18 protein-coding genes and 2 pseudogenes are annotated in these 26,898 nt (G+C 59.8%); 11 read left to right on the forward strand and 9 right to left on the reverse strand.

Annotation, left to right across the window (positions count from 1 at the left end; genetic code table 11):
- Positions 1-249 precede the first annotated feature (249 nt).
- Entirely contained in the window at positions 250-1,395 is a 1,146-nt protein-coding gene (locus NLY37_RS29520) for a trans-sulfuration enzyme family protein (RefSeq protein WP_023740430.1), read from the reverse strand.
- A gap of 89 nt (positions 1,396-1,484) precedes the next feature.
- Between NLY37_RS29520 and NLY37_RS29525 the strand changes: the two genes are divergently transcribed.
- The 3 genes and pseudogenes from NLY37_RS29525 to NLY37_RS29535 form a co-directional block, all read left to right on the forward strand.
- The gene (locus tag NLY37_RS29525; protein ID WP_023689402.1) at positions 1,485-2,129 is read left to right on the forward strand and encodes a helix-turn-helix domain-containing protein; all 645 of its coding nucleotides are present in this window, start codon (positions 1,485-1,487) and stop codon (positions 2,127-2,129) included.
- 48 nt (positions 2,130-2,177) lie between these two features.
- On the forward strand, positions 2,178-2,816 hold the full coding sequence (locus NLY37_RS29530) for an FMN-binding negative transcriptional regulator (RefSeq protein WP_023729033.1): 639 nt from the start codon (positions 2,178-2,180) through the stop codon (positions 2,814-2,816).
- An 812-nt stretch (positions 2,817-3,628) separates the two neighbouring features.
- A pseudogene (locus tag NLY37_RS29535) lies at positions 3,629-4,289 on the forward strand (transposase); the annotation flags it as partial.
- A gap of 149 nt (positions 4,290-4,438) precedes the next feature.
- On the opposite strand, the gene NLY37_RS29540 reads toward NLY37_RS29535, so the two are convergent.
- The 3 genes from NLY37_RS29540 to NLY37_RS29550 form a co-directional block, all read right to left on the reverse strand.
- Positions 4,439-6,502: a carbamoyltransferase family protein gene (locus NLY37_RS29540; RefSeq protein WP_023689396.1), complete on the reverse strand. Its 2,064-nt coding sequence runs from the start codon at positions 6,500-6,502 to the stop codon at positions 4,439-4,441.
- 1,141 nt (positions 6,503-7,643) lie between these two features.
- Positions 7,644-9,854 carry a xanthine dehydrogenase family protein molybdopterin-binding subunit gene (locus NLY37_RS29545; RefSeq protein WP_023689395.1) on the reverse strand — a complete coding sequence of 737 codons (2,211 nt, stop codon included), beginning with the start codon at positions 9,852-9,854 and terminating at the stop codon, positions 7,644-7,646.
- Between the two features lie 3 nt (positions 9,855-9,857).
- On the reverse strand, positions 9,858-10,316 hold the full coding sequence (locus tag NLY37_RS29550; RefSeq protein ID WP_023689394.1) for a (2Fe-2S)-binding protein: 459 nt from the start codon (positions 10,314-10,316) through the stop codon (positions 9,858-9,860).
- Between the two features lie 392 nt (positions 10,317-10,708).
- Here NLY37_RS29550 and NLY37_RS29555 point away from each other — a divergent pair, with 392 nt between their 5' ends.
- Positions 10,709-11,089, forward strand: a complete 381-nt coding sequence (locus NLY37_RS29555; protein ID WP_023689393.1) for an ATP-dependent DNA ligase — start codon at positions 10,709-10,711, stop codon at positions 11,087-11,089.
- Positions 11,090-11,092: 3 nt separating this feature from the next.
- On the forward strand, positions 11,093-11,233 hold the full coding sequence (locus tag NLY37_RS29560) for a hypothetical protein (protein ID WP_023689392.1): 141 nt from the start codon (positions 11,093-11,095) through the stop codon (positions 11,231-11,233).
- Between the two features lie 253 nt (positions 11,234-11,486).
- Here the strand turns inward: NLY37_RS29560 and NLY37_RS29565 are convergent, their stop codons facing one another.
- The gene (locus tag NLY37_RS29565; RefSeq protein WP_023689391.1) at positions 11,487-12,389 is read right to left on the reverse strand and encodes a dihydrodipicolinate synthase family protein; all 903 of its coding nucleotides are present in this window, start codon (positions 12,387-12,389) and stop codon (positions 11,487-11,489) included.
- Between the two features lie 52 nt (positions 12,390-12,441).
- Positions 12,442-13,674: a trans-sulfuration enzyme family protein gene (locus NLY37_RS29570; protein WP_023689390.1), complete on the reverse strand. Its 1,233-nt coding sequence runs from the start codon at positions 13,672-13,674 to the stop codon at positions 12,442-12,444.
- A gap of 83 nt (positions 13,675-13,757) precedes the next feature.
- Here NLY37_RS29570 and pdxR point away from each other — a divergent pair, with 83 nt between their 5' ends.
- The 4 genes from pdxR to NLY37_RS29590 all read left to right on the forward strand — a co-directional run bounded on the left by pdxR (position 13,758) and on the right by NLY37_RS29590 (position 19,310).
- Positions 13,758-15,254 (forward strand): MocR-like pyridoxine biosynthesis transcription factor PdxR, encoded by a 1,497-nt coding sequence (gene pdxR / locus NLY37_RS29575; RefSeq protein WP_023689389.1) that lies wholly within the window; start codon positions 13,758-13,760, stop codon positions 15,252-15,254.
- A 159-nt stretch (positions 15,255-15,413) separates the two neighbouring features.
- Positions 15,414-15,905: an MOSC domain-containing protein gene (locus NLY37_RS29580; protein WP_023740432.1), complete on the forward strand. Its 492-nt coding sequence runs from the start codon at positions 15,414-15,416 to the stop codon at positions 15,903-15,905.
- Between the two features lie 6 nt (positions 15,906-15,911).
- Positions 15,912-16,862, forward strand: coding sequence for a PDR/VanB family oxidoreductase (locus NLY37_RS29585; protein ID WP_023689387.1), 951 nt, complete (start codon positions 15,912-15,914; stop codon positions 16,860-16,862).
- Between the two features lie 51 nt (positions 16,863-16,913).
- Entirely contained in the window at positions 16,914-19,310 is a 2,397-nt protein-coding gene (locus NLY37_RS29590; RefSeq protein WP_023689386.1) for a transketolase, read from the forward strand.
- A gap of 168 nt (positions 19,311-19,478) precedes the next feature.
- On the opposite strand, the gene NLY37_RS29595 is transcribed toward NLY37_RS29590, so the two are convergent.
- The 3 genes and pseudogenes from NLY37_RS29595 to gmd all read right to left on the reverse strand — a co-directional run bounded on the left by NLY37_RS29595 (position 19,479) and on the right by gmd (position 23,266).
- A complete protein-coding gene (locus NLY37_RS29595; protein ID WP_023689385.1) occupies positions 19,479-20,900 on the reverse strand; it encodes a phosphomannomutase in 1,422 nt (473 codons plus the stop codon).
- Positions 20,901-21,252: 352 nt separating this feature from the next.
- Entirely contained in the window at positions 21,253-22,197 is a 945-nt protein-coding gene (gene fcl / locus NLY37_RS29600) for a GDP-L-fucose synthase (protein ID WP_023689384.1), read from the reverse strand.
- Positions 22,197-23,266: pseudogene (gene gmd, locus NLY37_RS29605) on the reverse strand (GDP-mannose 4,6-dehydratase). The gene fcl and the pseudogene gmd overlap by 1 nt, the downstream one beginning before the upstream one ends.
- A gap of 971 nt (positions 23,267-24,237) precedes the next feature.
- Between gmd and NLY37_RS29610 the strand changes: the two are divergent.
- Both NLY37_RS29610 and NLY37_RS29615 read left to right on the forward strand, forming a co-directional pair.
- Complete coding sequence (locus tag NLY37_RS29610; RefSeq protein ID WP_023740433.1) at positions 24,238-25,224, forward strand: nodulation protein NodZ; 987 nt, start codon at positions 24,238-24,240, stop codon at positions 25,222-25,224.
- Positions 25,225-25,464: 240 nt separating this feature from the next.
- Positions 25,465-26,880 (forward strand): mannose-1-phosphate guanylyltransferase/mannose-6-phosphate isomerase, encoded by a 1,416-nt coding sequence (locus NLY37_RS29615; protein WP_023740434.1) that lies wholly within the window; start codon positions 25,465-25,467, stop codon positions 26,878-26,880.
- Positions 26,881-26,898: the final 18 nt, after the last annotated feature.

Here is a 26,898-nt window from a genome sequence, read left to right on the forward strand (position 1 = left end):
CGATCTCCGACGAGGTCGAGCAGCAGTAGGTCAACGGCAAATCTGGGTATTTCCGCTTCCGGTCGAGCGCGTGGCCATCGTCCAGAAACCCGAAGACGTTCATCACCCATGCGACCACGCGCCCGAGACGATGCGACACGGCGATAGCGGTTCACCAGAGGACGTGCGTTCTACTCAGCAGGAACATTGTTCTGCCGATCGTCGGCTGCGCCAGCCGCCACATAAAGCGGCGCCAGAGTCTTGCACCCGTCATTGGACTCCCGCTTTGCAGGTTTCGCCTAGGGCCTGCATCAGGTCATCGATAATGTCCTGAGGATGTTCAAGCCCTACAGAAATTCGCAGCAATCCACCTGGCGCTTTGGACTTCGCACCTTCAACGGATGCGCGATGCTCAATCAGAGAATGCGTCCCGCCAAGGCTTGTCGCCCGGACAACAATCTTCAGGCGGCCGGCCACGGCCATTGCAGCATCGGCTCCGCCCTCGACGATAAAAGATAGCATCGCTCCGTAATGGCTCATTTGCCGCGTAGCAAGATCGTGTCCCGGATCAGTTTGCAGACCAGGAAAGAGCACTTTTTCGACGCGGGGATGAGACGCCAGGGCCTCGGCCACTTTCTGGGCGCCTTCGCAATGGGCGCGCATGCGGACCGGCAATGTCTGCAGACCCCGCAACGCCAGCCAACAGTCGAAGGGCGCTGCGACGCTGCCCTTGTGTTTCTGGACCATCCGCAATGGGCGACCGAGGGGTGACGCGTTTGGGACAATGACGACACCGGCCATCAAATCCGAGTGGCCGCCAATGTACTTTGTCGCCGAGTGCATCACCGCGTCTGCCCCGATTTCGAGTGGCAGTTGAAGCACTGGGGTGGCCCACGTATTGTCCACCACCGCCAAGGCGTTTGCCTCGTGCGCGATTGCGCAGATGGCCGCAATGTCGACAACGCGGATCATCGGGTTTGACGGCGTCTCGATCCAGACGAGGCCAGTCCGCTTCGATGTCACCGCGGCGCGCAAAGCGTCCAAATCGCGCATGTCGACTGGGGCAAAGTCGAAGCGAGACCCAATGTCGGTCTCTTCGATCAGCGAACGAATGCCGAAATACATGTCATCCGGCAGAACGATCCGACCCGCCGACGGATGGCTCTCGAATACTGCAGCGATTGCGGCCATGCCCGAAGCGAAGGCGATGCCGTCTTCCCCTCCCTCAAGCGTCGCCATGGCCGCCTCGAACGCATTGCGTGTAGGATTTCCATCCCTTGTGTATTCGAAGCCGGACGGAAATGACCCGTTGACACCGCGTTCGAACGTCGTGCTGGTGTGCAGCGGCATGGATACGGCCCCCGTGGACGCGTCGACCCCTCGGCCGCAGTGGATCGCCTTCGTCTCAAAACGCATCGGTCATTTCCTTCCTAACGGGCAGTTGCAATTTCGGCCTGGTCATTATACTGACCACAATAGGTGAGCCGAGGTCCTAAGTCAATATAATGACCGATGTTGCGACAGCGATGGGTTCCGAGCAGGTGCTTGGCAAAGCTATAGCGGTTCGAATCCGAGACTTGAGGCGCGACAAAAATCTGACCCTGGATCGACTGGCAAAACTGAGCGGCTTGTCCAAAGGAACCGTCGTCTCGCTGGAGCAAGGCAAGGCGAACCCTAGTATCGGCATACTTTGCCGACTGGCGGCGGCGTTTTCGCTCTCCGTGGCCGATTTGCTGAATGACGAGGCTTCCACAGTTCGCCTTCCTATTGAGCGGATAGAGACAAGGACACTTTGGACAAGCGCCAAGGGAAGCTTTGCACAACTTCATTCATCGACCTCGGGGCGCACGATGTTCGAATTGTGGAGCTGGGTCATTATGCCGGGCGACGTGTTTTCCGCGGACGCTCATAGTCCGGATACGCGCGAGCTGATCTCGGTCAGTCAGGGTGCCCTGAGCGTTGTGGTAGGTGCCCATGTGGTAATATTAAGCGAAGGCGAGAGTGCGCGGCTTGTCACTGATCAACCGCACGCATACGCGGCGGCATCTGATGTGCCCGCCCACTTCACGATGGCGGTGCTTGAGCGTAGTGGACACCGAGATCCGGGGCACTCGTCGACGGCAGCGAAGATTCAGGGGCCCGTTCCGTAAGATTTCGCCGATCACTAACAGCCGCCATTCACGACAGGAGATTTAGCGTTGTACGTTCCGCCACATTTTGCCGTCCCCGATCAGAACGCCCTGTTCGAGCTTATCGAGAGACACCCGCTCGGTATCCTGGTCACCCACAGCAAAGGCATCCTCGACGCGAACCACGTCCCCTTTGAGCTCGACCGCTCGAAGGGAGACAAGGGCGTCCTCAATTGCCATGTTGCCCGCAAGAATCCAGTCTGGGAGGAAGTCGCCAATGGCGATGAGGTTCTCGTAATCTTCCGTGCGGCCGACGCTTACATCTCGCCGAACTGGTATCCAAGCAAGCATGAATTCCACAAGCAGGTGCCGACGTGGAACTATCTCGTCGTCCATGCCCACGGACGCATCACTGTCCGGGATGATGAGCGGTATGTGCGCCGCAACGTGGCGAAGCTCACTCATATGCAAGAAACCTCCCAGCCGGTCCCATGGAAGATGGGCGACGCGCCGAGGGACTTCATCGACACGATGGTCAAGGCAATCGTCGCCCTGGAGATCGAGATCACCGGCCTGGTTGGAAAATCAAAACTCAGCCAGAACAAAGAGGTGCGCGACATTCAGAACCCTGGTGAAATGCTGCGTGCCCAAGGGGCCATTGCGATGGGAGAAGCGATGCTCGCGGCTGCGGCGGCCAAATCCCAATAGCATGGTCTTGTCCCGACAAAGCCGCTGGTGCCGGCCTCCGACGGGTCACCTAGCCCGCCTTGACGCACGGCAATAGCTTTTGACGGCCTGAAGCGACGCTGTGGTCACCGTTGTGATACTTTTCCACGCGCCTGGTCAGGCGGCAGGATTGCTCCGTCGTGGCCGACGGGTTCGTTTCAGTCGCCGGCGCCCCGTTGTATGTCGGCGACCACCCGCTACCGGTCTTGAATGAGGCGCAATCGCACGCATTTCGAAGCCACGTACCTTGGGCGGCAAGCTCGACCATGCACTCGACGCAGCTCCCAAGTGGCGGCGCCGTCAACGATCTCCTTGAACCTGCGGAACTTGCCCGAAAGCACTTCTCTTACGGGAGATGATTGGCTTTGTCGCCGAACCGACTGATGGTGGCGGCGCCGCCGTAGCGATCAGACCCGCCTTGCAGCGCAATGGCTACCCGGGCGCGACCGGGAGATGCGGGCGGGACTGTGGAGCTGCGGAGACGGAGCGGATCGGCATGGAGCCGTGACCGCTTGCGATCTGGCTCTGGAACGAGTTAACGAAGCGCGGACTTCCGATCGTGTCAAGCGCCGCCCTCTCGATGATGCCGGACAAATCGGGCCGCCGCGAGCGGCGGGCCTTGCTCAGATCGGACGGACCGGATGGTTTAAGCAGGTTCGCATCAAGAGCCACGGCACCTGTGTCGTGCGGGTGCTGCTGTCGGCACGCGACCTTCTCGTCAGCCTAGTAGGCAAAATCGAGAACAGATGCCTGGGCTTCCTTAGGCCTTCGGCGTCATATTCGGCAAGAAGATCGATGCCCAGGTGATCCTACACATGCTCAGGATACAGGCGACGCAGGTCTACCATGATCCGCTGCGAGCCGGCATCAACGAAGTGCATGAACTGTCGAAGACACATGAAGCGATCGCCAGGGCCTAGACCGAGATCCAGCACCGCATGCTGACACACTACCAGCCGCTGTATTTTCCCGAGATCGATCGCTTCCGGGGGAACAGCCGCAGCGATCGGTTCTTTGCCTTCCTCCATGTCTTTCCGACCCCAGCAAGCTTCACGGCGCTGACGAAGGAGGAGTTTGTGGCAGCAGCTTGGGATGCCGTCGGCCGCAAGGTCAGCAAGACACAGATTCTGACGATGTTTTCGAGACGGCGCGCCCATCGATCGGATTGCCGCTGCCACTGAATGACTTGATGCGCCTGCCATTCGCATGTTCCAGATGGTCATTGACGAAGCACGCAGCCTGATCCGGCACCGCAATGAGATCGAAGCACAGGCCGACGATCTGCTGCGGCACAGCCAGGATTATCAGCTCCTGCGACAAATCCCGGGCATCGGACCGATCGAGGCATTGACCGTCGTTGCCGAAGCCGGCGATCTTCGCCGCTTAGGTCATCATCGCCAGTTTCTAAAGTTTTGCGGGCTGGACCTCTCGACACAGAAGTCCGGTGAGGCCAGACCCGCCTTTCCAACCCAGGCACACGACCCATTCAATAGCATTCCTAAGCATACTGACCAGGGCGACCTCGACCCCCCTAATCACAGCGGTGAGCTCGCAGGCGGGGTCGATGAACACTATTGATTGGCCGAGCTTGAGCGGCATCTCTATCACATTGATAGCCTGTTAGGCTGGTCCGGCGTTTTATCGGACCCATGATCCATCCGAGCAGCTTGTGAGGGATGCAGCCGAACCAGGCGCTGCTCCCACAGTCTTCGCAGGTCCTCCAGCAGAGCTTCATGCTTAGCCTTATCCGGCGCAATTATATTGAGGTGATCGCTTAACACGGCTTCGCCCTCAATCCGCATCAGCAGATTAAACAGGTCGTTTGAAATTCGCACACTGTCAATGCTGGAGTGGTTCGGAATAATCTCGCAGACAGTCTCCTGATGATCTCGCGCTGTGTAAGCACGGGTTTGATGGAGGGAGACTGAGGGAGGCAATGAAATCGCAAGCGCAGTCCAATCCTGCAGCGTTGCAGCCCGTTTTTTTACCAGGAAGGGCCCGACCACAAGTCCATCCAGCTCTGTCGTCAAAAATGTGGCAATCGCGTCTGCAACCGTATCCACGATCGGTTCAGCATTGTTGTTAAAGGACGTATTGAGCAGAATTGGAGTGCCTGTCCGCTTCTTGAACGCATTGATGACCTCCCAGTAAGCGGGGTTGGCATCGCGCGATACTGTTTGCAGCCGAGCCGTACCGTCGACGTGCGTAATGGCACCCAACAAGGCGCGCTTTGAGTCACGCACGCGAACGACGAAATTCATGAATGGAAATTCGTGCTTACCGTCCGGGAGGTCAAAAAATTCGCTCGCATCCTCTTCCAGCACAGATGGTGCGAAAGGCCTATAGCCTTCGCGCTTCTTGACCATGGCATTGATCCGGTCCTTGTTTGCAGCGGGCCGAGGGTCGGCAAGAATGCTGCGGTTGCCCAGCGCACGTGGCCCAAACTCCGAACGACCCTGCACCCAGCCGATCACGGCGCCGTTGGTGATCCAGTGGGCTGCACTGCTCGCTACGTCATAAGAGCGTTCAACCTCGAGATGTCCGGACCATGCATTCAGTTCCTGTTCCACGGCGCGGTCGCTCCCGAGATCAGGACCCCAATAGACCTCCTGCAGTCGCTCACGCGGCGCGGGGCGGCCCATCTCGTTAGAGACTATCAGCGCAGCTCCCAATGCGCAGCCAGCGTCGTGAGACGCGGGTTGCACGAAGATGTCTTCGAAAAGCCCTGAATACAGCAGCTTGCCGTTCATCGTGCAGTTGTGGGCTACCCCTCCCGCCAGACACAACCGCTTCATGCCGGTGGCCTCACGGTGGTGCCGGAGAATGTGGAACACGATCCGCTCAAGCGCTTCCTGCAGTGACGCACTCACATCTCGATGCTGCTGGGTGAAAGGCATTCCCTTTCGCCTGATCTCGATGTTGCGGAGCAACGCCGGACCGATGCGGTCGAGGTGAACACGGTAGCCACCGTTGGCGGAGAGCTCGTAGAACTGCTCGAAGAGCTCGCGATAGGGAGCGGGGTCGCCATAGGGCGCGAGTCCCATTACCTTATACTCGTCGAACATGCCGTAGCCGAGACAGCGGATCGTCTCGAGATAAAACAGCCCAAGAGAATTGTCCTCCGGGAAAGCCTCGATTTGCGTAATTTCTGTGCCAGACCCTACCGCCACAAGGCCCGACAGGAAATCACCACAGCCATCAATCGCTAGAATGAGACTTTGTTCGAAGCCCGACATTGCAAAGGCGCTCACGGCGTGCGCCTGATGATGACCTACGAATGAAATACGCGAACTGTCCAACTTAGTGCCGAACTCACGCGCTAACAGGTTCTGCACCAACATTTTAGCATCCAACGGAGTGGAGAGAATGTCCGGTTGGGAAGCGGACATACCTTCAAGCATGGCGTTGGCATAGGGCTCGCTGGCGTAGACCGCGACACGATCAATGTCGCTGAGCTGAACCCCGGCCGTCGAGAGACAGTATTGAATCGAACCACTTGGCAGCTTGTTCGAGTGCTTGATTCGATTGAGGCGTTCCTCTTCTACGGCGGCTATCACCTTTCCGTCTCGGACGAGCACCGCGGCGCCGTCGTGCATAAAGGCGTTCGGACGTTCGAATCGGTTTTCATGGACTTGGTCAAGTCCGCCGCTGATTCCTAGGCACAGCATTTCTTTCTCCAGATAGTAACGGGAAGCCAAATTGGCTTACCTCGACTGTTTCCAACTAAATAGGCCGTGTTGTCGCCTGCAGCTGCGACCGCCCGTCAGGCATCAGCGGCATCGAAGAAAGCCTCATAAACGATCAATGAGATGCTTCGACTGTGACGCCTACAGTGCCATCACGCCGAGAGCTTGGCTGGATCATCCAATCCTGAGCGGCTGCTGACATGTATCCGGCGATGTCGTTTTCATCGGCAGAACCAACTTGCGATGCCGCCTGTTCTTGGGAAGGGCGGCCGTCGACGAATAACAGTACCGCCCCCGTGAACTGGCCCGATTTCATTCTCCGAAGCGACCATGGTCGCACCGCCCGACTTTGTCGGCCAGTTGCAACTCACTTTCTCGGCACGACCTCCACTGCACGTCAGGGCGCATCGAAGATTTTCTCCTTTGGATTATTCCTAAGGCAGCTTTCGTCACGCGATAGAGCAGCGTGTGATTGGTGCGTGAGGCTCTTTTTTGTCCATGCACGATTCCGGAAGAGTGATGAAATCGATTGTTTTGATCAAAGTCATCCACGCTATAAATAACAGCCGCAGCACATGCGTTTTCAAAGCGCTTCAGGCTTCCCGGATGGCTACTCCGATGTGAAGCGCATGGCATTCCAAGCGCTCTGTCAACCAAACGACGAGTATCGGCGTCGACCCTCATTGCCTTCGTCTTCGCGACTCCGTGACAGCGGCTGGCATTGTGTTTGTAGGGCATCGGGCGAAGATCATGTCGATCGGCCATCTCGCCTGCCTATCGGCAAACCCTTGAACAATGATCCACGCACCAGCGCGATTGTGATCACGAGCGCCTCTGAGCTCGGGAGGTTCGGTTTTCTGAGGGTTCCTGGGTCTCCGAAGCGATGGAGGTAGCTAGCCTTCCTGGTGCTATACGGTTGTGCTCTTCAATGGAGTGGACGCATTTGCGTCTCGAAAGCGGTTCTTCAGTGGAACCGGCGCCAAGGCCCGTCTGTGGTCGTTCAGAACACGGGGTGCCGTCTCCAAACCGGCTATTGGAGCGGGCAGCCGCCGGAATTTGACCCATGGAAATGAGCGCCTGTCAGGAGGCGTTCGAAAACGGCGCGATCTTCATCGCGGCTGTTTCATGGTGTCATTCCTGACATGTTCTTTATAATCGGCAGCTTGCGGATAGTCTTGCCCGTCGCCGCCCGTAGCGCGTTGGCGACGGCCGGGCCGATCGGCGGCACACCTGGCTCACCAACTCCCGTGGGCGGCTCCTCGGACGGCACAATGTGCACCTCGACTCGCGGCATCTGCTCGATCCTGAGCGGTGTATAGGTATCGTAGTTCTCTTGGTCTACGACACCGCCCTTCAGGGTCAGCTCCTCCTGGAGGATCGCGCCTAGCCCGAATCCGATACCGCCCTCCATCTGAGCGCGAATCTGGTCAGGATTTATCGCGGTGCCGCAATCTACCGCGCAGACGACGCGGTCGACCTTGAAACCATTTTCATCGTTGAGGGTGATCTCCACCACATCGGCGACATAGGTCGAGAGGCTTTCATGCATGGCCACGCCGCGGAAACGGCCTTCCGGCAGAGGCTTGTCCCAGCCTGCCTTCTCAGCAGCCACTTTAAGCACGGCGGCATGCCGTGGATGGTGACCGAGCATTGACAAGCGGAAGTCGACCGGATCACGGTTCGCAGCGGCGGCGAGCTCATCGATCAGGGTTTCCACCGCGTAAGCGGTGTGGGTGGAGCCTACCGAACGCCACCACAGCACCGGGATGTTCACGTCCGTGGTGGTCAGCTCGACCTTCAGGTTCGGGATCGCATAGGGCAGGTTGGTGGCGCCCTCTACGGAGGTTGGATCGATGCCGTTCTTGATCATCGCCGCAGAGGTCGAACCGCCCAAGACCGATTGGCCCACGATGTGGTCATGGAGAGCGACGACATTGCCTTTCTTGTCGAGCCCCGCCTTGACTGCGTGCACATAGGCCGGCCGGTACCGCCCACCCCGCATGTCATTCTCGCGGGTCCACTGCACCTTCACTGGCTTGCCGCGTCCCAGTGCACGCGCTGTGGAAACAGCTTCGATGATGACATCTGCATCCAAGACCGCGCGGCGGCCGAAACTGCCGCCGGTCTTCATCACGTGCAGCCTCACCTTGTCCGGCGTGGTGCCGCCTACCTGAGCGGCAGCCGCCTGATAAAGGTCGGGCATCTGGTGTCCGCCCCAGACGTCGATGGTGCCGTCTTCGTTGATTCGGGCGGCCGCGTTGAGTGGCTCGATCGAAGCATGAACAAGATAGGGGAATTCGTAGTGCCCCTCGATGATTTTCTCAGCACTGGCGAACGCTGCGGGAGTGTTACCGTCGTCGCGCGCGGTGGCCGCGCCCAGATCGTCTGCTGCCTTGTTGTATTCGGCCATGATCTCGGCCGTGCCGCGCTCTTCGGCCTTCTCCTCGTTCCAGGTCACCTCCACGAGGTCGCGGCCCTTCAGCGCCGTCCAGGTGTCCCTGCCAACCACGGCAATGCCTCGCGGCGTCTGGACGACATCGACAATGCCGTCGAGTGCCTTGGCCTTGGTTGCGTCGAAGCTCTCGATCTCGGCGCCGAACTTCGGCGGATGGATCATAACGGCCGTCTGGAGTCCCTCCATCATGAGGTCGATCGTGTAGGTCTGCGCGCCGTTGGTCTTGCCGGCGGAATCGTAGCGCTTGAGGCTGTCCGATCCGATCTGGGCCCACTTGTCGCGCGGCTTTAGCGGCACGTCGTCGGGAACCGGCATTCCCGCTGCGGCTTCAGCCAGGTCACCGTAGCGCGCCTGCATCCCTGAGGCGTGCGACACGACCCCGGAAGCGACTTTGATCTCGCCGGCTGGCACATCCCACCGCTGCGCCGCGGCCGCCACCAGCAAGGCCCGTGCGGCAGCACCCGCCTTGCGGTAGCGTTCCCACGACGAACTCATCGACGTGGAGCCACCAGTTACCTGTGCGGCCCCGCCCCAGGCGACATTGCCGTAGAGCGCGGTATTGCCATATCCGCCGACCACGTCCACCTGCGCCCAGTCGCCGTCGAGCTCTTCCATAACCAGGGTGGCGATGCCGAAATAGGAGCCTTGTCCCATCTCGAACTGCGAGGAGTAGATGATGATTCGGTTCTCCTTTGTGATCTCGACATAGGTCTGGAAGGGGTTCGCCTGAACCTTTGCAGTAGTCGTTTGTGCGATGTCGGACGCCGCCAGCACTGGCCGGTAGCCCACGGCGAGGCCAGCGGTGGTGACGCCCGCGCCGACGAGGAACCGGCGGCGCGTGGGCCGCACGGAGTTATGCTTCGAGAGAAACTGCGACATGCCTCAAGTCTCCAGCCGGTTGGCGGTCTCGTGGATGGCCGCGCGGATGCGATGATAGGTGGCGCAGCGGCAGAGATTGCCGCTCATCGCCGAATCAATATCATCGTCCGTCGGCTTAGGCGTTTCTGTAAGGAGGGCCACGGCCGACATGATCTGGCCAGACTGGCAATAGCCGCATTGAGGTACGTCGAACTCGGCCCACACGGCCTGGACCGTTTCGCCTATCTTGCCCGACACACCCTCAATGGTGGTGATCGAGGCTCCTTCGATGTCGCCGACTGCGGTCTGGCACGAGCGCGTCGGCATGCCGTTAACGTGAACCGTGCAAGCGCCGCACTGGGCAAGCCCGCAACCGAATTTCGTTCCCGTGAGTCCGATGACGTCACGGACCGCCCAGAGCAGCGGCATCTCTGGATCGACGTCGAGTGTTCGCGCCTCGCCATTGAGGGTAAAAGCGACCATTGCTTGCTCTCCTTGTCCTGAGCTGGCTATCTCGTTGAGCCTCCGCCCGCCTGGCAACCGAGCTCTTGTTGCTGAGGCCTAGCGACCACACCCTAGGAACGCGCAGCTCAAGCAACAAGCCGCTAGGTTGGCGAGTTACGAGATCGTGAAGTGGGTCGTGTCGAAAGGCTGGAGGCAACTGAATGTCATTTTTTGGGCGGACAGGCCGCTTTAGGCTGAGTTACACGAGACTGGACATTCGGGTCGTCGCGAACATCGACCGCTGGTCGGCCGCGTCCGGCAGGGCCCTGATTGGCTACACGAAATGAAATGGGACGACTATCGATGGGGGCCTACCTCGACCCGCAACCTCCACGACTGGACCCTCAGGTTTCCGACTATCGTCCCGGGCGGTGGCCGAGCTCGGCGCCTCGGACGCGATAATAGACGGTGAGGCGTTCGTCGTTGACCAGAAGGCTTGTCGCGCATTCCCAGTCTTCAGCGGGTTCTTGGCCGCGGCGGGAGACGTCAGGACCATGCTTGCCGGCTTCGACCTGCTCAAGATCGACGGCGAGGGTCTTCGCGATCGGCCACTCGTCGATCGGCGCAAAGCGCTAGTTAACCTGCTGAGACGCCGCCCAAACGGCATCGTTCTGAGCGACGAGATCAGCGGCGGCAGCGACATTCTCGCGCAAGTCTGCCAGTTCGGCCTCGACGGCATCGTCTCCAAGCTGCGTGTCAGTCCATATCGATCCGGCCGGCGCCAAGAATGGGTGAGACAAAATGCGTGCTGAGTGATGAGTTCATCGTCATCGGCTGCGAACCCGGCAACAGTTACGGCGGTCGGGAAGCGTGCTCTGGCGAATGTCGAGGACGGAAATCTGGTGTTCGCCGGCGGCATTGGCACCGGCTTCAATGCGCGCACCGGGCCGGAGTAAAGCGCCGGCTCGATGCCATTCAAATGGACAAACCACCGATTCCTAGTTTGAAGGCGAACGGTGCGGCATGGGCGGAGTGCCCTGCGCAGTCTGTACCTCCGCAGTCGATTGTCGAGTTCGAAGGGGTGTGATTGGCGTCGAGACCGCTCCAGCCATGGCTATCAGCACGCCGAGTGCGTTGTTTTCGATCAATTCTCGAAATGAGCGGGTAAATACATGCACTTCCTTTCACTTGCCGAACGGGGTTTGCTGTTCACCGGCTGGCATCCGATGGCAAACCTTTCAACGCGGCGGCGATCTGGCGCTTCGCTGCTGGGGGCAGAGGCAGGATGGGACGCGGGGGTTCGGCACTGCAAACGTCGAGCAATTCAGCGAGTGCATAGACGACGCGAAGGCTCGAGAACTCCTTGAAGAGGCTCCAGATCGGGACCAGCGCGGCATTGATCCGTCGCGCTTCGGCCGCATCGCCCTGTTGCGCCGCTGTGACGATCGTCATGCAGACCTCGGGCAGGATGCCCGCAAGGACGCTGTACCATGTGTCGGCGCCGGCGATCATGGCCTCGGCGGCGTTCCAGTCGCCGCTGTAGCCAATCGAGAACCCTTCCGGCAGTGTGCGCCTCTGGGCGGTCAGGTGGTTCTTGATCGCATCGCTTTTGTCTGTCGGATTCTTGATGGCGACAATCCCAGCCACCTTTGCCAGGCGGCTGACAAGGGGTGGACTGAAATGGAAATGCGTCGTTCCTGGATTGTCGTAGACGACGATCGGCAGGCCACTTTCGCGCGCCACCGTGGAGAAATGTTCGAACACCTCGTCATCAGTAAGCGGGGTGTAGGAGGCGGCGGCAAGCAAACCCGCAGCTGCTCCAAGGGCCTTGGCGTCTTGCGCGAGCCCCACGGCTTCATCGGTGCGCAGCGCGCCCACACCCACCACGACCGGCATTTGCCCCGCCGTTTGGTCCAAGGTCTCGGAGAGCGCCCGCCGCCGTTGCTCGCGCGACAGATAGATGTATGTGCCGGTGCTGCCGAGAAGACCGATGGAATCGACCTGAGCAATGCCAAGCCGAGCAATCAGCCTGCGCAGGGCAACGCTATCGACGCGGCCGTCACGATTGGTCGGGGTGATGGGGAACGCGGAAAGACCGCTCAGGAATGCCATGGCAAGGCTCCAGATCTTTGTGTGAGCGCAGAGGTGGCCGCACGCCAGGTCATTACAAGACGTCCAAAGCCCGCCGCAGATCGGCGATCAGGTCATCAGCGTCTTCAAGCCCCACCGAGAGACGCATGAGATCCTCGCCGACTCCATCGGCCAAATGGGCATCCTTGCGGATCGGCTGCCGAGCACGGGTGAGGCTTGCTGGATGATAGATGAGGCTGTCGGCATCGCCGAGGCTGACGGCGCGAATGATCAGGTTGAGCCGGTCCATCATCCGGCGCGCTCCTTCGTATCCAGCGTGGAGGCCAAAGGCCAACATGCCCGATCCGTTGGACATCTGTTTTCGCGCCGTCACCTGATCAGGGTGCGAGTCGAGGAACGGATAACTCACAAATGCCACCGCCGGGTGCGCTTCCAGCGCCCGAGCCACCGCAAGGGCCGTGGCGCTGTGCCGTTCCATACGCAGCGTCAGCGTCTTTAGACCGCGCAGGATTAGGAAAGCTGACAGGGGCGAGAGCGCTGCGCCGGTGATGTAGCGCAGGCCCGTTTCATGCAGCGTACGGAGCGTTTGGGCGTCGCCGAGAAGCGCCCCGCCAAGGGCATCGCCATGACCATTGATGTACTTGGTCATCGAATGGAGCACGATGTCCGCCCCGTGCTCAAGCGGTCGCTGGAGCGCGGGCGAGGCGAAGGTGCTGTCCACGGCAACCTTCACACCGCGCGCGTGAGCGCGCTCGGCAATTGCCGCTATGTCGAGGATGCGGCTCAGCGGATTCACCGGCGTCTCGAAGAAAACCAGCCGCGTCCGCTCGGTGATCGCAGCATCGAGATTGTGGGGATTTGACAGATCGACCGCGACGACCTTGATGCCGAAGCGGGGGACCGCCTGTTCGACCATGGCAAGCGTGTTCGCATAAAGCGTCTTGTGGACGATGAGTTCATCGCCCTGGGACAGGAGCGACAGGATCAGAGTGCCGAAGGCCGCCATCCCCGAGGCAACAACCAGCCCCGCCTCGGCTCCTTCCAGATTCGCGAGCCGCTGCTCGAGGATCTCGGTCGTGGGATTGTATTCGCGCGCATAGAGCCGTCCACCAAGGGCGGCGGCGGCATCGTTTGCTGCCACGCTTTCGAACCCATAGGTTGACGTCAGGAACACTGGCGGCTGGACGGCATTGGAAAAGCCGGCCGGATCGTAGCCATGATGGATCGCCCGGGTGGCAAATCCGGGGCTGGTGCGGTTGAGCGACCCCGTGGGAGCATCGGTTTCGGATTGATGGGAGCTGGTCATTCGGCCTCTGCGATCTCTCTTGGGGTTCCGAAAGATTGACGGCAACCTGGCCAATGTGAAATATCCAGTTGGCGATGAAAGAGATGGTCCAGTCTTCAAGTGCCGGGTCTGCAGCGCGCTCGCACGCGATGGGTGCACGCCAGATATACGAAGCCCTTCGCGAGCAAATCCTCGGCGGCGTCTACGAAACCGGCAGTCAGTTGCCATCCTCCCGAGCCCTGGCAAATGACCTCGGCGTTTCGCGAACCACGGTGACGGTCGCCTATGAGCAACTGGCTGCGGAGGGTTTCATCGAAGTCCGTCAAGGCGCACGACCTCGCGTTGCGTCTTCGTTGATGGGCCCTGGGACGGGGCGCACTCACGCGCAACGGGTCGGCCCGATCCACCTGTCCGCATATGGCGAGCGGCTGCGCGCGACGTCACCCTGGCCAGATTATCTGCCGACTGGGCTGAAGGTCGAGTTCCGCTATGGCGACCTCGCGCCGTCGGATTTCCCTTCATTGGTCTGGAAACGCGCGATGAACGAGGCGATGGGGCAGCGCCCGCTGCGTCTTGCCTATGACGATCCTCGCGGCTCGCGCCGGCTTCGCCAGGCGCTTCAGGGCTATCTCTGGCGCGCCCGGACCCTGAGCTGCGACCTCGACCAGATCATAGTTGTGAACGGTTCGCAGCAGGGTCTTGATCTGTGCGCGCGCCTGCTTCTCGATCCCGCCGACCGTTTCGTCATCGAGGATCCGTGCTACAGGATGGCGCGTCAGGTCTTTGCCAGTACGGGTGCCTCACCCATCCCGGTCATCGTCGACGAAGACGGGATGAGGACCGAGTTGCTGGCGGGGATCGGAGCACGACTGGCGTATGTGACGCCATCGCATCAGTTTCCGCTTGGCGGCGTCATGCCGATCGCGCGCCGCCATCAGCTTCTGAAATGGGCGCGGCACAACAACGCCTATGTGATCGAGGACGACTACGACAGCGAATATCGCTACGACATCAATCCGGTCCCTCCGCTGCACAGTCTCGAGGACCACGGGGCTGTCATCTACCTCGGCACGATCTCCAAAACGCTCTCGCCGATGCTGCGCATCGGCTACCTCGTCCTCCCGCCCGAATTGCAGGAGGTCTTCGCAACCGCCAAACAATTCGCAGACCGGCATTCGCCGGTCGCTGAACAGGAAGCGCTGGCATCGTTGATCGAGAGCGGCGGCTACGAAAGCCATGTGCGCCGTGTGCGCAGGCTGAACGGCGAGCGTCGGGAAACGTTGTTGGGTGCCTTGCAGCACAGCTTCGGGGATCGCATCACTGTCCAGGGAGCAGATGCGGGACTGCACGTCGCGGTTTGGTTCAATGACCTGCCACGATCGCGGGAAACGGCCTTGGTCGAATCCGCCCGCGACGCTGGCCTGGGGCTACACCTGATCTCGCCGCTCTACGAACGGCCATCGGACCAAGGCCGCACCGATCGCGTCGGACTTGTCATGGGCTATGCCGCCTTGAGCATTCGGCAGATCGGGAAGGGCGTTGAGGTCCTGCGAGAGGTTGTCAAGCAGGTGCAAGACGCGATGCCGGCGCGGAACAACTGAGACGGGGCGACGCCGAAAGCTGGCGCTGAAAACGGTCCGAGGGCCCGCCGTATTTCTTTCCAAACAGCCAACTGGACCGGGAAAATGCCATGCAACTGGCGCTGTTGATCAGGCCAGTTTTGCAGCAGGTTTCCACGAGACGAATTTCCGAGAGCGATGATGACCTGGCGAGGAAAGCTGCTTCACGTCCATATCGCGCCTGCCGGCTCCTATGAAATGGAGGAGCTGGCGCAGGCGCAGCTTATTGCCGGCCAAGGCATTGTCGGAGACCGCTACTACCTGGGGACGGGGACCTATTCGGCGCGTCCCGACGTTCGGGAGGTGACATTGATCGAAGCTGAAGTTCTGGACGCCATCGCGAAGGGCGAGCCCAGGATTCCGGGCTTCAAGGCCAAGCTCGGACCCGAAGATCACCGGCGCAATCTGACGACACGAGGCGTTCCGCTTAGCCATCTTGTCGGCAAACGCTTCCGGGTCGGGGGAACGATTCTCAGGGCCGCCCGGATGAATGTGCCGTGCAAGTATATCGAGGAGTTGCTCGGGCTTCCGGGTCTCTACGAGGGGCTTCTGAACCGCTCCGGCCTGAACTGCACAATCGAGGTCGGGGGCGTGATCCGCCCCGGTGATCTGATTTTGCCCATCGACGAGTGAAACGCCATGGCGTCGCCGCGCATCATCATGAAGCTGACCGTGACCGCCGCCCGCAAGGAGCCGGGCGACGTGCTGGTCATCGACCTGAAACACCCACGTAAACCTGTGCTGCCGGCGTTCGAAGCGGGTTCTCACGTCGACGTCCATCTGCCTGAAGGGAAGGTGCGTCAGTATTCACTTTGCGGCGACCCGACCGAGCTTGGCCGCTACACCATCGCGGTGAAGCGCGAGAATGACGGCCGTGGCGGCTCGGCGTGGATCCACGAAACCATTGCCGTCGGCTCCACACTGCCTGTCTCCGCGCCACGCAACCATTTTGCGCTCAAGCCAGGCGAGGGGCCGACTTTGCTGCTGGCAGGGGGAATCGGGATCACCCCGATTCTGGCCATGGCGCGCGCGCTGACCCGGCAGGCCAAGCCCTTCGAGTTGCACTATTTCACCCGCAGCCGGGCGCTCACGCCACTCTTGGCGGCGATCGGGAGCGATCTTCCTGGCGGCAATGTGCGGATCCATTTCGACAACGAGCCTCAGACCCGGCAGAACATCGCCGCGCTGCTGGCGAACCGTTCGGACGACGCGCAGACATACTACTGCGGACCGCCTGGCTTCATGGCGGTTGTGGGGCGCGCGGCTCAACACTGGCCCGAGGGTACTGTTCATTTCGAAACTTTCCAGCCTCCCGAGTTTGATGGCGCGCCACCGGAACCATTCGTCATAGAACTGGCTGAGGGCAGGGTGGTTGAGGTTTCGGCTGAGACCACGGCACTGGCCGCCTTGCGTGCGGCCGGTGTGCCGTTGATGGCCTCGTGTGAGAACGGGGTGTGCGGGACCTGCGAATGCGCAATGCTGGCGGGACAGCCGATCCATCGGGATGCCGTCCTGTCCAAGGAGGCACGCGGCCACCGCTTCATCCCCTGCGTATCGCGCGCGACAGGTGTGTTGAAACTCGATCTTTGACCATTTGGGCGGGGGTCCTGTGAGACCGGCAGCTGATTTGCGGGAAACTGAATGACGAGGAAACTGGAATATCTGCACGAGATCGAGCGCTGCGTCTCCTGGCTCGCAGCCTGGACGATCCACCACGCCAACCACGTCCGCGAGGGCGATGAGATCAAGGTCGGGGGGCATCAGGCCTCGTCCGCGTCGCTGAGTACCATCATGACCGCGCTCTACGGTTCGGTCCTGCGCCCGCAGGATCGGGTGGCGGTCAAACCCCATGCGGCGCCGATCTTCCATGCACTTCAGTATCTGGCGGGCAACCAGACCCACGAAAAGCTCATGAACTTCCGCGGCTACAAGGGCGCGCAGAGCTACCCTTCGCGGACGAAGGATGTCGACGATGTCGACTTCTCGACCGGGTCGGTGGGTCTCGGCGTTGCTCAGACGCTGTTCTCGTCGCTGGTGCAGGACTACGTCTCGGGTCACGGCTGGATGAAGGAGCGTGCCGAGGGCCGAATGGTCAGCCTGATCGGCGACGCCGAGATGGATGAGGGCAACATCTACGAGGCCCTGATCGAAGGCTGGAAGCACGGGCTCAGGAACTGCTGGTGGGTGGTCGACTACAATCGCCAGTCGCTCGACGCCGTGATCCGGGAGGGCCTCTGGCAGCGTTTCGAGCAGATTTTTCGCAACTTCGGCTGGGACGTGATGGTCCTGCGCCACGGGGCTCTGCAAGAGGCTGCCTTTGCCGAGCCGGGGGGCGAGAAGCTGCTCGAGTGGATAGAGCGCTGTCCGAACCAGCTCTATTCGGCGCTGACCTTCCAAGGGGGTGCTGCCTGGCGCAAGCGGCTGCTCGACGAGATCGGAGACCAAGGGCCGGTCACCACTCTGATCGAACGCCGCTCCGACGACGAGTTGCAGGCGTTGATGACGAACCTTGGCGGGCATGACATGCCGAGCCTCCTCGAAGCCTTCGAGGCGGCGTCCAGGCATGACCGTCCCGTCTGCTTCATCTGTTACACCATCAAGGGCTACGGTCTGCCGCTTGCCGGACACAAGGACAACCACGCGGGGCAGATGACGCCCACGCAGATGGAAGACTACCGCCTGCAAATGGGCGTAAAGCGGGGTGAGGAGTGGAACAAATGGGCGGCCGCCACCTTGCCGGAAGCGGAACTTGACGCCTTCTTCGCAAAGGCGCCGTTCTTCAGTGAGGGGCGTAGGAGGCTGTCTGCGCCGTCGGTGCCGGTGCCTGAAACCCTTCCGTCACCGGGGCAGCCCGGCAAGCCGCTCTCGACCCAGATGGGGTTCGGCCAGATCCTGAACGACATCGCACGCGAGCGCAGTCTGCTTGCCGACCGCATTGTCACCACCTCGCCCGATGTGACGGTCTCGACCAATCTCGGTGGCTGGGTCAACCGGCGCGGCCTTTTCGCCCGGGAGACCATGGCGGACACCTTCAAGGCCGAACGCATTCCGTCGACCTTTACCTGGGAATTTGGGCCGAAGGGGCAGCACCTCGAGCTCGGGATCGCCGAGTCGAACCTGATGATCATGCTCGGGGCGCTCGGTCTCTCGCACTCGATCAATGGCGTGCGCCTGCTGCCGATCGGGACAGTCTATGATCCCTTCATCTACCGATCGGCCGACCAGCTAAACTACGCCTGCTATCAGGATGCGCGCTTCATGCTGGTCGCAACGCCCTCGGGCGTGACGCTAGCGCCCGAGGGCGGAGCACACCAGTCGATCGGCACCCCATTGATCGGCATGGCGCAGGATGGGCTTTGCGCCTTCGAACCGGCCTTCGTCGACGAACTGTCCGTGATCATGCGCTTTGCCTTCGATTACATGCAACGTAATGGCGAGGGGGATCCGGATGAGACGACGTGGCTGCGTGATCAGACCGGAGGATCGGTCTATCTTCGCCTGTCAACCCGGCCGCTCGAGCAGCCGCCGCGCGACATGAACCCGGCGCTCGCGCGGGACATCGTCAATGGCGCCTATTGGCTGCGTCCGCCTGGGCCCAACGCGAGTGTCGTCATTGCTTATCAAGGCGTCGTCGCGCCGGAGGCGATTGCCGCGACGGGTCTTCTGGCGGAGGACCGGCGCGATGTCGGGCTGCTCGCGATCACCTCCGCGGACCGGCTTAATGCGGGCTGGCAGGCGGCGGAACGTGCCCGGCAGCGTGGCGCGATTGGCGCCCTGAGTCATATCGAGCGGCTGCTCGCGCCGCTATCGCGTGACTGCGGCATCGTCACCGTGATCGACGGCCACCCGGCGACGCTCGCGTGGCTCGGTGGGGTTAACGGGCATCGCGTGAAGGCGCTCGGGGTCGAGCAGTTCGGCCAGACGGGGACTATTGCGGACCTATACCGTCACCACGGCCTGGACACCAACGCCATCGTACATGCGGCGCAGGCGGTCAGTGCGGGACCGGCTGTTCGCTACCGGAAGGCGCTGCCTTGACCATGAGCGACCGGATGCTCCGTGGCTGGTACGGATCGGCTGTTTCCACGGGCGTTCCGGTTCGCTTCAAAGCGGACAGGGCCGGGACACTGTGGACGTTCTGATCGCGCTTGAGTAGCTTGTGCGACCCCAGGGTCACCTGGGAATACGCAGGGAGGCGGCTTTTATTTAGCCTTGCGTCCAATTACGAATTCGATCCAATCCAGTCCGGAGCAAAAGCTCCGCGTCCTCCCGATTTTCGGCTTCGACGTAGCACCGCATTTCCGGGGCATTTCCGGATGGACGCAAATGCAAGACACGCTTATCCGCGAGAGTGATACGAAGTCCGTCAACATCGCTAACCTTGCTTACCACTCCAATCGACCCGACGAAGGCGGCGATGTTAGTTTCCGCTGAACGAAGGTATGTCATGAGGCGAGTGCTGCTTTCGACGGAAAAATTTTCCAAGCGATCCGCCGCCGCCGCCGGCAATTGAAAGGAACTGCCAATCTCCGACAGTGGCTGCCCACTTGTACTGACAAGGGAAAGTGCCGCCAGGATGGGGAGAAAACTGTCGCGTGTAGGTAGCGCTGGCAGTTTAGTTCCGTTCGGGTCAAAGTCCGTGCCGGTCAACAAACCACCGTTTGCTTCGAAACCAACCACGCGCTCGTGACCCGACGCAACCAAATCGAGCATGGCAGCAATAACAAATGGCGATCCAACCTTGGTACGCACGACTTTAAAAGAACCTGCGGTCTCGATACCAGAGTTTGATGTGACCGGCGTGACGACTGCCTTCGCTTGCAGGAAGTTCGCCGTAATCAGGCCTAACAAATCACCGCGAAGGGGGTCTCCATGGTCGTCAGCTACCAGTGGGCGGTCACCATCGCCATCTGCCGAGACGACCGCATCAAGCCGATGCTCTTTGGCCCAGAGCTTGAACTGTTGAGCAGTCTCGTCAGAGACCGCTTCAGTGTCGACAGGAATGAAAACTTCCGAACGTCCCAGGGTTACGACCGTCGCACAGTGATATGAGAGAATGTCAACCAAGAGATCGCGCGCGACTGTGCTGTGCTGATATACGCCCACCGTTAAGCCCTTTAGAGCATTAATCTCCATAAGCTTTCGATTGCGCGCCATGAACAAGGCCTTGCATTCGGCCTCCCGGTGCTGCCGACGTGCAACAGCACCTTCAAGGACGTATCCGCGCTTCTCCAGCTGCAAGGCGATGCGCGTTATCTCCCGCTCATCATCCTTGTCGATCTCACCGTCGGGTCGATAGAATTTTATTCCATTACGGTCGGCCGGAATGTGCGAGCCTGTGATCATCAAACAACCACTCTTACGCGCCTGAGCATACAGTGCCAGGGCAGGGGTGGGGACTGCGCCGCAATCGACTACGATGAAGCCGAGCGCGGACAGTGCCGCCGCACAGACGGCGGCGATGGCCGGACTCGAGGCGCGAAAGTCGCGCCCTATGAGTATCTCGTCGCCAATTCTGGCCAGGCCGGATTCCAGCAGGAATGTCGCGAATGCCGTTGCATATAGGGCAGAGGCGGCTCCTGCCAATTCTGTCGCCAGGCCCCGTAATCCACTTGTTCCGAATTTCATACCAAATCCGACGTTGCTAACCGGGTTTTGAAGGTAACATGCTCAAACTTTGGCTCGTCCGGAATGCCCATCGACAGATCCCTCGGACGAGAACAAGAAGTACATTCGGTTACCGTAGACGCGTTCGGTTATCGACGGTTACCCTTGTGAGGATTGACGCAGTCGGCGTCGGCGTGGGCAGCGCACCGTGACCTTCACGGCGACGAGGTTGGAGCGGATGGGGTCCGGGTCCGGCGGGGCTCCTCGCGGCTGGCTCACATGAGCGCTATCGCCATCGAGTGATTGTCTCAGTCTACATTAGCTCTGGGTCCCGAAAGCGCGTACAGGCCTGAGACGCAGCAAATCCTCTTATCTACCGCCGTTCGGTGTAGCTCCCGTTTAGAAATGCATGATAGACACTCTCGATGCCTTCCATGAGAGTGATCTTTGCCGCCCATCCCAAAGTGCGCAGCTTGTCGACGCTCATCAGCTTTCGCGGTGTACCGTCAGGTCTAGAGTGATCATGCGCGATCTCCCCAGTAAATCCGACTACACGGCAGATCATTCTAGTCAGCTCTAGGATCGTGATGTCCTGTCCGCAGCCGAGATTGACGTGATCATGGTCAGAGTAGTTCTTCAGAAGGAAGACTAATGCGTCGGCGCAGTCGTCGACGTGCATGAATTCCCGACGTGGTGTGCCCGTGCCCCAGATGGTGATTTGCTTATCACTTATGAGCTTAGCTTCATGCGCTTTCCGGATCAGCGCTGGGATGACGTGGCTTGACTGCAAGTCATAATTGTCGCCTGGCCCGTAGAGATTCGTCGGCATAGCGGAGATGTAGTCGCGGCCGTATTGCTGGCGATAGGCTTGAGCCATTTTGATGCCGGTGATCTTGGCGACGGCGTAGCATTCGTTGGTGCGCTCTAGTGGCCCGGTCAAAAGCGCGCTTTCAGGAATGGGCTGTGGTGCCATCTTCGGATAGATGCAAGACGAGCCGAGGAAGAGGACGCGGTCGACATTGTTTTCGTGGGCTGCCGCGAAGATATTGGCCTCGATCATCAGATTGTCGTAAAGAAAGTCGACCGGATAGGTGGCGTTCGCGAGAATACCACCTACCTTTGCCGCCGCCATAATGATAGCGTCCGGTTTCATCACTGCCACGAAGTTTTCAACCTCGGTCTGTCGCTTGAGGTCTAGCTCTCCCCGAGGGGCGGCCACAACTTTGCAGTCTTCAGACGCGAGTCGGCGTACAACAGCGCTGCCCACCATACCTTTGTGGCCAGCGACCCACACGGTTTTTCCGTTCAGATCATACATTACGCTTCCTTCATGACTACAGATGTCTGCATGACCTTCAGGTCTTCGCGCACCATTTCCGCAGCAAGCTCGCGCACGGATGTCTCATGCACCCAGCCGAGCTTCTCCTTCGCCTTGGTAGCGTCACCCAGGAGAAGATCGACTTCCGTGGGGCGGAAGTAGCGTGGGTCCACTTGGACTAGGCATCTGCCGCTCGCTACATCATAGCCCTTTTCGCCGACACCCTTGCCACGCCATTCGATCTCGACGCCGATATCTTCGAAAGCCCACTCGACGAATTGGCGGACAGGAGTCGTTTTGCCCGTAGCCAGCACGTAATCACCCGGTTGATCCTGCTGTATCATCATCCACATACCTCGCACGTACTCACGCGCATGGCCCCAATCGCGTTGAGCATCGAGATTGCCGAGATAAAGCTTGTCCTGCTTGCCCAGGTAGATAGCAGCGGCAGCGCGGCTGATCTTGCGCGTCACAAAAGTTTCGCCACGAAGGGGGCTTTCGTGATTAAAAAGAATGCCGTTGGAAGCGTGCATACCATAGCCCTCGCGATAATTGACGACCATCCAGTAGGCGTAGAGCTTGGCGGCGGCGTAAGGGCTGCGCGGATAAAAGGGCGTCGTTTCGTTCTGCGGTACGGACTGCACGAGGCCGTATAGCTCCGAAGTCGAGGCTTGATAGAAGCGGGTCTTGTCCGTCAGACCGAGGAGGCGAATCGCCTCAAGAAGTCGCAATGTACCGATACCGTCCGCGTTTGCTGTGTATTCAGGTGTTTCGAACGACACCTGCACATGGCTCTGAGCAGCCAAGTTGTAAATTTCGTCTGGCTGAGATTCCTGAACCACGCGGATGAGGTTAGTCGAATCAGTGAGGTCACCGTAATGCAAGATCAGGCGCGGATCGGATTCGTGCGGGTCTTGGTAGAGGTCTTCGACACGACCCGTGTTGAAGGAAGAGGAACGTCGCTTAATCCCATGAACGATGTAGCCTTTTTGAGAAGAAGACGGGCAAGATAGGCACCATCCTGTCCAGTTATGCCCGTAATAAGAGCAACTTTTCTGCTATCGCCCATTCTATTCCTGCTCTATCTAAAGTTTAAAGTTTCGGCTCCGGCTCGCCACGCCGACACAATGTGCGGCCCGCCCCGTGCCCTATGGAGCACTTCGACAGATGCGGCGCGAAGCTCGTCATTGACAGTCTGCCAGCCGAGCACACCTGCTCTTGCTTGGAGTCACGCAAAATAGAGTTGCGCCGCTAACTGGGATTCGTACATGCGGTTAGAGTGCCGATCAGCTCACGCCGCGAGCGACTGTACTCCGAGCACCTTGCAGCTGATTTGCTCATCTATCAGCGAGTGAGGACGCCCTTCTTTCTTGCTTCAGCGTCTTCTAATGGGAATTGTTTGGATCAGTGAAATCGATTGTTTGGATAAAGTGCATCCACAGAATGGATGGTCTGACCGAGCAGCCGGGGCGCATCGCCGGCCCGGAGTCGTAGGTCCCGAGCTTCCGTTCGGGGCGAGGACAAAGTTCGTGGCCGCGAGCCCTCACCACAGCATCCGGCACAGGTCGTGCAGAACTTTGGGAGCAGACTGCAGATTCTGTCGATCAGCTGGTTCCAGGCGCGTCGAGCTGTCGACCTCATCTCGCCCGGTACCGGTTGCTGTATGCAGCCTTGCACCTTGGCGTAGGGCGTCGACGGAATGATTTGCTTCGGCAGGCAGTGTCGCAGCGTTTCCCGGCTGTTTCGGCTCTATTGGCCGGGCCCGCGTCAGCCGAGCCCTTCATCATGGCATCCAACACATGGATGGCCGGCATCCACTCAATAGATTTTACATATGCCGCGGAAGCCCAGTAGAGAAGGCTGAACCGGAAGCGAGGGCATCGGCTTCAAGCTGTGCGAGCGTCACGGGATTAGTGGGCAGTGCTGAGTGAGCTCTTCTGCCCTATGGCCCGGCCTCTGCCAAGCGCCCGGCGTCAGGGTCTACGTGTCGACTAAGGATACCAAACCGGGCAACCTCCTCTCTGAACGAGATTTCCGAAAATGCATGTTAGTGGATTGGAAAAGTGCCGGTTCGTCGTCTCTCGGAGGCGTACGGGGTTCGGTGATTGTCTGTGGTCATTGGCGGCCGCTTGGCGCTACGCGCAGCGGTCGGGACGAACTCTAGTCATCGACTGGCGGGGGGCCTGCTACCTCGACCAACCCTTCACAAATGCGTTTCCGGTGTTCTTCCAGCCGATCAATGACATCGCTGGCGTGCCGGCTATTTCCGACGACCGGATCAACGACGTTTCCTTCCCTGGTCCATTCTTCCCGGAGTGGTGGAACAGGCCGGCGATCGAGTGCCTTTACCGGCCAGATGAGCAGATTTTCCAAGAGCGCGATGAGTTGGGCGAGCTCTTTCAGGCCGAACACGATGTCGAAGCGAACACAGTAGTGTGTGACGCTTGTCTGATGTGGCGGTGCGATGAGGATGCAGAGCGGCAGGTGTTCCAGAGTGTCCAGCCTCGGCCAGAAATTCAAGCCCGCATAGATGCCATTTATCAGGAATGTTTTGACGGGCACAGCATCATCGGGATTCATGTTCGGCACGGTAACGGTGAAGACATCATGGAGCATGCGCCCTACTGGGCCGATCCGGAGCTCGCCGTTCGGCAAGTGTGCGCTGCAATTGACAAGGCTAAGGCGTTACCGCACCCCAGGCCTGTGCGGCTGTTCTTATGCACGGACAGCGCGCGGATACTGGATCTTCTGTCGGCCAGGTTTCCCGATCTGCTCACTGTCCCGAAGCACTTCGGATCCAATCAAGGTGGCCCTTTACACACTGCAGCACTCGGGATTGACGGCGGAATTTCCGCCCTCGTTGAGATGTATCTTCTCGGGCGCTGCGATACCGTAATTCGGTTTCCCCCGACGAGCGCCTTTACACGATATGCACGCCTTTTCGCACCACGGGTAATTGAATTCGATCTGAAAGAGCCAAGTCGTTTGACTTTGATAGAAGGCAGCCAAGTCTCTGATCTCAGTTAAGACCCGCCACCTGCGCAATTCGGCAGACGCAACCAACAGGCATAGTTGAATGCGCATTTCTCACCGACGCCAGTGGAGGCGTCGTACATTACCGATACCGTCGTCATCTGACGCCGCCTGCAACGTGCCAGAACTTCGCTGTTACGCGGGGGCCGCAGACAAGCCAGAGCGACGGCGATCGTGACGCTGACGCTCGAAAGAACGCGGGCGATCACTCCAGAGACGAAATTGAGGTTGGTTATGAAAGTCATTCCCGTGATCATCAGCGGCGGAGCCGGATCGCGGCTATGGCCCGCCTCAAGGCAATCGCACCCCAAACCTTTCCTCAAAATGGCGGATGGATATTCTCTCATTCAGCACACTGTGCTGCGCGCCGCTTCGATAGAAGGTGTCGTGGAACTCGTCGCTGTGACATCCGGGGACCACCTCTTCCTGACCAAGGACGAATTTGACGAACTGGATTCCGTGGTCCTGCCACGCACCTTTCTGCTCGAGCCCGAAGGCCGGGATACGGCCGCCGCCGTGGCTGCAGCCGCGATCCATGCGAGGGCAACGCAAGGCCCTGACGCGATCCTGTGCGTCTTCCCGGCCGATCACCTGATTGGCAACCTGCCTGCGTTTCTAGACGTCATGGGCCTGGCCATGAAACATGCGAAGCTCGGGCGGATCGCCACATTGGGCATCACCCCAACCAGACCGGACACAGCATTCGGCTACATCGAAGCAGATGGTGAGAACGTCGTCCGTTTCGTCGAAAAACCGGATCTGGAGACAGCCAAAGCCTATGTCGCGTCCGAATGCTTCTTCTGGAACGCCGGCATCTTCTGCTTCAGTGCGCAAACCATGCTCGACGAGATGGTTTTGCATTGTCCCGAGGTGCTCCAGGCCGTCGCCGACAGCTACGAGAACGGCCGCGCCAGTCAACGCCAAGGCTTTGCCAAAATCGAACTCGCGCCTGAGCATTTCGGTTCCGCGCCGCGAATCTCGCTCGACCACGCTATCATGGAGAAGACTAACAGACTTGCCGTGGTTCCCTGCGACATGGATTGGAACGACATCGGATCCTGGAACGCAATGGCCGATTTGATCGCCCCCGACGAAAGCGGGAACAGGATACGCGGCGATGTGCATATGGTCGACACGACCGGCACCTATGTGAGCTCCGACAAGCGCGTCATCGGCACGGTGGGCGTAAGCGATCTGGTGATCGTGGATTCCCCGGACGCTTTGCTTGTCACATCCCGCGACCGCGTTCAGGACGTTAAGAAGCTCTTCGAGGGCCTCAAGGCTTCGGGACATGAAGCTCATCTGGTCCATAGCACGGTACACCGGCCCTGGGGTACCTATACGGTTCTGGAGGAAGGCGAGCGCTTCAAGATCAAACGCATCGAGGTAAAGCCCGGTCGCCAGTTGAGCCTGCAGATGCACTATCATCGTTCGGAGCACTGGGTCGTGGTCAGCGGCTCCGCCAAAATCGTCAATGGCGAGCAGGAGTTGTTCCTGGGGACAAACGAATCTACTTACATCCCCTGCGGCCATAAGCATCGGCTCGAGAACCCAGGCAGAATTGACCTGGTTATCATTGAAGTGCAGAGCGGCGATTATCTCGCCGAGGATGATATCGTTCGCTTCGACGACGAATATGGTCGAACGTAGATAACAGTACAAAAAACG

This window comes from Mesorhizobium sp. C395A (genome assembly GCF_030323205.1).
GTDB lineage: Bacteria > Pseudomonadota > Alphaproteobacteria > Rhizobiales > Rhizobiaceae > Mesorhizobium.